The 4726-nt window shown below is 76.6% G+C and carries 2 protein-coding genes; both read right to left on the bottom strand.

The features are described from left to right. Window positions 1-1751: type I polyketide synthase (locus tag ACIA5A_RS30815; RefSeq protein WP_396768287.1), on the bottom strand; the 1751-nt coding region annotated here is incomplete at its 3' end. Window positions 1752-1772: 21 nt separating this feature from the next. After that, on the bottom strand, window positions 1773-4726 hold a 2954-nt coding region (locus ACIA5A_RS30810; protein ID WP_396768285.1), incomplete at its 5' end, for an SDR family NAD(P)-dependent oxidoreductase.

The following is a 4726-nucleotide window of genomic DNA, read 5'->3' as shown; positions in this document are numbered from 1 at the left end:
ACCGGAAACGCCGCATACAACTCCCGACCCATGCCGGGACGCTGCGACCCCTGACCGGTGAACACCACCGCCCGCCGACCCGACGACGCCTCCCCGGTGACCACGCCGGCCGCCGGCGTGCCCGCGGCGACGGCCGACAGCCCGGCCAGCAACGAATCCCGGTCCGGGCCGAGCACCACCGCGCGGTGTTCCAGCGCGGCGCGGGTCGTCGCGAGCGACCAGCCCACCTCGGCCGGGGACAGGTCGGCGTGCGCCCGCAGGTGATCGGCCAGCCGGGCGGCCTGGCCGGCGAGGGCTGTCGCGGAACGCGACGACAGCACCCACGGGGTGGCCGGGGGCAGCCCGACCGGTGACGCCTCCGGCGACGGCTCGGGTTCCGGGGCCTCGATGATGACGTGGGCGTTGGTGCCGGAGATGCCGAACGACGACACCGCCGCCCGACGCGGCCGGTCCACCGCCGGCCACGGACGGGCCGACGTGGCCAGCTCCACCGCGCCGGCCGACCAGTCCACGTGGGACGAGGGGGCGTCGACGTGCAGCGTCGGCGGCACCAGCCCGTGCCGCATGGCCAGGATCATCTTGATGATCCCGGCGACGCCGGCGGCGGCCTGGGTGTGGCCGAGGTTCGACTTGACCGAGCCGAGCAGCAGCGGCGTCTCCCGCTCCTGCCCGTACGTGGCCAGCAACGCCTGCGCCTCGATCGGGTCACCCAGTCTGGTGCCGGTGCCGTGCGCCTCCACCACGTCCACCTCGACCGGCGACAGCCGCGCCGAGGCGAGGGCCGCCCGGATGACCCGTTTCTGGGCCGGCCCGTTCGGCGCGGTCAGCCCGTTCGACGCGCCGTCCTGGTTCACCGCCGACCCGCGTACCACCGCGAGGACGCGGTGGCCGTGCCGGCGGGCGTCGGAGAGGCGTTCCAGCAGCAGCACGCCGACGCCCTCGGACCAGCCGGTGCCGTCGGCGCCGTCGGCGAACGACTTGCACCGCCCGTCCGGGGCGAGGCCGCGTTGCCGGCTGAAGTCGACGAACGTCTCCAGCGTGGTCATCACCGTGACGCCACCGGCGAGGGCCAGCGCGGACTCGCCGGAGCGCAGCGACTGCACGGCCAGGTGCAGCGCCACCAGCGACGACGAGCAGGCGGTGTCGACGGTGAGCGCCGGGCCCTCCAGCCCGAGCGTGTAGGCGACCCGGCCGGAGAGCACGCTGCTGGCGGTGCCGCCGCCGATGAACCCGTCGACCGTGTCCGGCACCTCGTCGAGGCCGGCCGCGTAGTTGTGGTACATCATCCCGGCGAACACGCCGACCCGGTTGCCGCGCAACGACAGCGGGTCGATCCGGGCGTCCTCGATCGCCGTCCACGACGCCTCCAGCATGAGCCGCTGCTGCGGGTCCATGGCCAGCGCCTCGTACGGCGAGATGGTGAACAGCTCCGGGTCGAAGTTCCCGGCGTCGTGCAGGAAGCCGCCCTCCCGGGCGTACGTGCTGCCCCGCCGCTCCCCGGTCGGGTCGTACGCCCGCTCGGTGTCCCAACCCCGGTCGGTGGGGAAGCCGGTGACGCCGTCGCCGCCGGTGGCGACCAGCTCCCACAACTGCTCGGGTGAGCGGACGCCGCCCGGGTAGTGGCAGCTCATCCCGATGACGGCGATCGGTTCGTGGTCCTTGGCGTCGGCGGCCCTCAGCCGTTCGCTTGTCTCGTGCAGGTCGGCGGTGACGCGCTTGAGGTACTCACGGAGCTTGGCTTCGTTCGCCATCGGGGATTCACCTGTCGCGGGTCAGGACCGGCCGAAGCGGCTGTCGATGAAGTCGAACAGTTCGTCGTCACTGGCGTCGTCGAGGCTGGCGGCGACCTCGCCGCCGTCGCCGTCCCAGCGGGCGAGCAGGGCGCGGAGCCGGGCCGCGACGGCGGTACGGGTCTCGTCGTCGGCGGTCAGTTCGGCGAGCGTGTCGGCCGGAGTGGCGGCGAACGCGGCTTCGAGGCGGTCCAGCTCGTCGAGGACCGTGGGCGCGCTAGCGGCCGGCCCGAGCCGCTCCAGCAGGTGCCCGGTCAGCGCGGCCGGGGTGGGGTGGTCGAAGACCATCGTCGCCGGCAGGGTGAGCCCGGTCCGGGCGGTGAGCCGGTTGCGCAGGTCGACCGCGGTGAGCGAGTCGAAGCCGAGTTCGGTGAAGGAACGCTCGGGTCCGACGGCTGCGGGCGAGGCGTACCCGAGCACGTCGGCGACCTGGCCGGCGACCAGCTCGGCGACCAGGCGGGCCCGGTCCTCGGCGGACGCTGCGGCGAGCCGGTCGGACAGGCCGCCGGTGGCCGTCGCGGCGGCGCGGCGCGCGGGCCCGCCGGCGAGGCCGTGCAGCGGCGCGGGCAGGTCGTCGCGCCCCGGGCGGATCCGCAGCGCCGCCAGGTCGAGGTGGACGGGGAGCAGCAGCGGTTGCCGGCCGCGCCGGCTGGCGTCGAGCAGGGCGAGCGCCCGGTCGGTGGTGAGCGGGACGATGCCCTGGCGGGCGAGCCGGTCCCGGCCGGCGGCGCCCAGGTCGCGGGTCATCCCGCCGGTCTCCGCCCAGGGTCCCCAGGCCAGCGACGTGGCGGCGAGCCCGGCCGCGCGGCGGTGGTGGGCGAGCCCGTCGAGGAACGCGTTGGCCGCCGCGTAGTTGCCCTGTCCGGGGGCGCCGAGCGGCCCGGCGATCGAGGAGAACATCACGAACACCGGCAGGTCGAGGTGGCGGGTGAGGTCGTGCAGGTGCCACGCGGCGTCGGCCTTGGGGCGCAGCACCGCGTCGGTGCGGTCCGGGGTGAGCGCGGTGACCACCGCGTCGTCGAGCGTGCCGGCGGCGTGCACCACGCCGGCGAGCGGGTGGTCGGCGGGTACGGCGGCGAGCAGCCCGGCGAGCTGGTCGCGGTCGGCCACGTCGGCCGCGACGAGGGTGGCGCGCGCACCGAGGCCGGTGAGGTCGGCGAGCAGGTCGGCGGCGCCTGGTGCGTCGGCGCCGTGCCGGCTGACCAGCAGCAGGTGCCGGACCTTGTGCTGGGTGACGAGGTGGCGGGCGACGACGCCGCCGAGCGCGCCGGTGGCGCCGGTGACCAGCACGGTGCCGTCGGGGACGAGGTCGACGGCGCCTGTCGGGTCGGGTTCGGCCGGTGCGAGGCGCGGCACGAGCAGCCGGCCGTCGCGGAGCGCGAATTGGGGCTCGTCGGCGGCGAGCGCGCGGGCGAGCAGGTCGGCGTCGTCGTCGCCGGCCAGGTCGGCGAGGACGAACCGGCCGGGGTGTTCGAGTTGCGCCGCGCGGACCAGTCCCCAGACGGCGGCGCCGGCCAGGTCGGTGACGTCGCCGTCGGCGGGCACCGCGCCCCGGGTGAGCACGACGAGCCGCCGGCCGGCGTGCCGGTCGTCGGCGAGCCAGCCCTGGATCAGCGTGAGCGTGTCGGCGAGGCGGGTGCGGGTGCCGGCGAGCGGGTCGTCCGACAAGGTGTGCCCGGCGGGGACGAGCACCATCCGGGCGCCGTCGGCCGTCCCGGCGAGGCCGGTGTCCGGGTCGAGCGGCGCGATCCCGGTGGCCGGTCGGGCCGGCAGCGGCGCCGGGTTCCAGCGCAGGTCGTAGAGGGGCAGGTCGGCGGCGCCGGGGTCGAGTTGGTCGGCGGCGAGGGGGCGGGACACCAGGGCGTCGACGCGGGCCACCGGTGCGCCGGTGGCGTCGGCGAGTGTCAGCGTGCTGGCCGGGCCGCTGCGGGTGAGGCGTACCCGCAGGTGGGTGGCGCCCTCGGCGGTGAGCGTGACGCCGTTCCAGGCCCATGGCAGCCGGGCGCCGGTGTCGTCGGCGCCCGGGTCGTCGGCGAGGCCGACGACGTGCAGCGCGGCGTCGAGCAGCGCCGGGTGCAGCGCGTAGCCGGTGGTGGCGGCGCCGTCGGGCAGCTCCACCTCCGCGAAGACCCCGTCGGGGGTACGCCAGGCGGCGCGCAGCCCGCGGAACGTGGGCCCGTGGGTGACGCCGAGGTCGCGCAGCCGGGTGTAGATCGGCTCGACCGGCACGGCGACGCCGCCGGGCGGCGGCCAGGCGGTCAGCGGTTCGCCTGTCTCGCCCGTGCCGGGGGCGAGGACGCCGTCGGCGTGGGCGGTCCAGTCGGCGTGCCTGTCGTCGGTGGGTCGGGAGTGGACGGTGACGCGGCGCCGGCCGTGCTCGTCGGGCGCGGCGAGGTGGAGTTGGAGCGTACGGGCGCCGTCGTCGGGCAGGACGAGTGGCGCGGCGAGGGTCAGTTCCTCGAGGGTGTGGCAGCCGGCCTGCGCCCCGGCGTGCAGCGCCAGCTCGACGAGCGCGGTGCCGGGCACGACGATCCGGCCGCGGACGACGTGGTCGGCGAGCCAGGGCTGGGTACGCGCGGACAGCCGGCCGCCGTGGACGTGGACGTCACCGGCGGCGGTGGTGAGGGCGGTGTCGAGCAGCGGGTGGCCGGCGTCGCGGGCGCCCAGTCCGGCGGCGTCGTGGCCGGCGGTGCGGGCGTCGATCCAGTACCGCTGGTGCTGGAACGCGTAGGTGGGCAGGTCGACGGTGGCAGGTCGCCGGCCGTCGCGGGTGAACCAGACGGCCCAGTCCACAGGCGTGCCGGTCACGTGCAGGCGCGCCAGCGCCGTGGTCAGCGCGGCGACCTCGCCCCGGTCCCGACGCAACGCCGCAACGTGCTGGACGGGCCGGTCGGCCGGGGTGTCCGCCGCCATCGCGGTCAACGTCGCATCCGGAC

The sequence above is a fragment of the Micromonospora sp. NPDC051300 genome (genome assembly GCF_044455315.1).
Classification (GTDB): Bacteria; Actinomycetota; Actinomycetes; order Mycobacteriales; family Micromonosporaceae; genus Micromonospora; species Micromonospora robiginosa.
The sequence above is the reverse complement of the archived record's forward strand: the minus strand, read 5'-3'. Positions and strand labels throughout refer to the sequence as shown.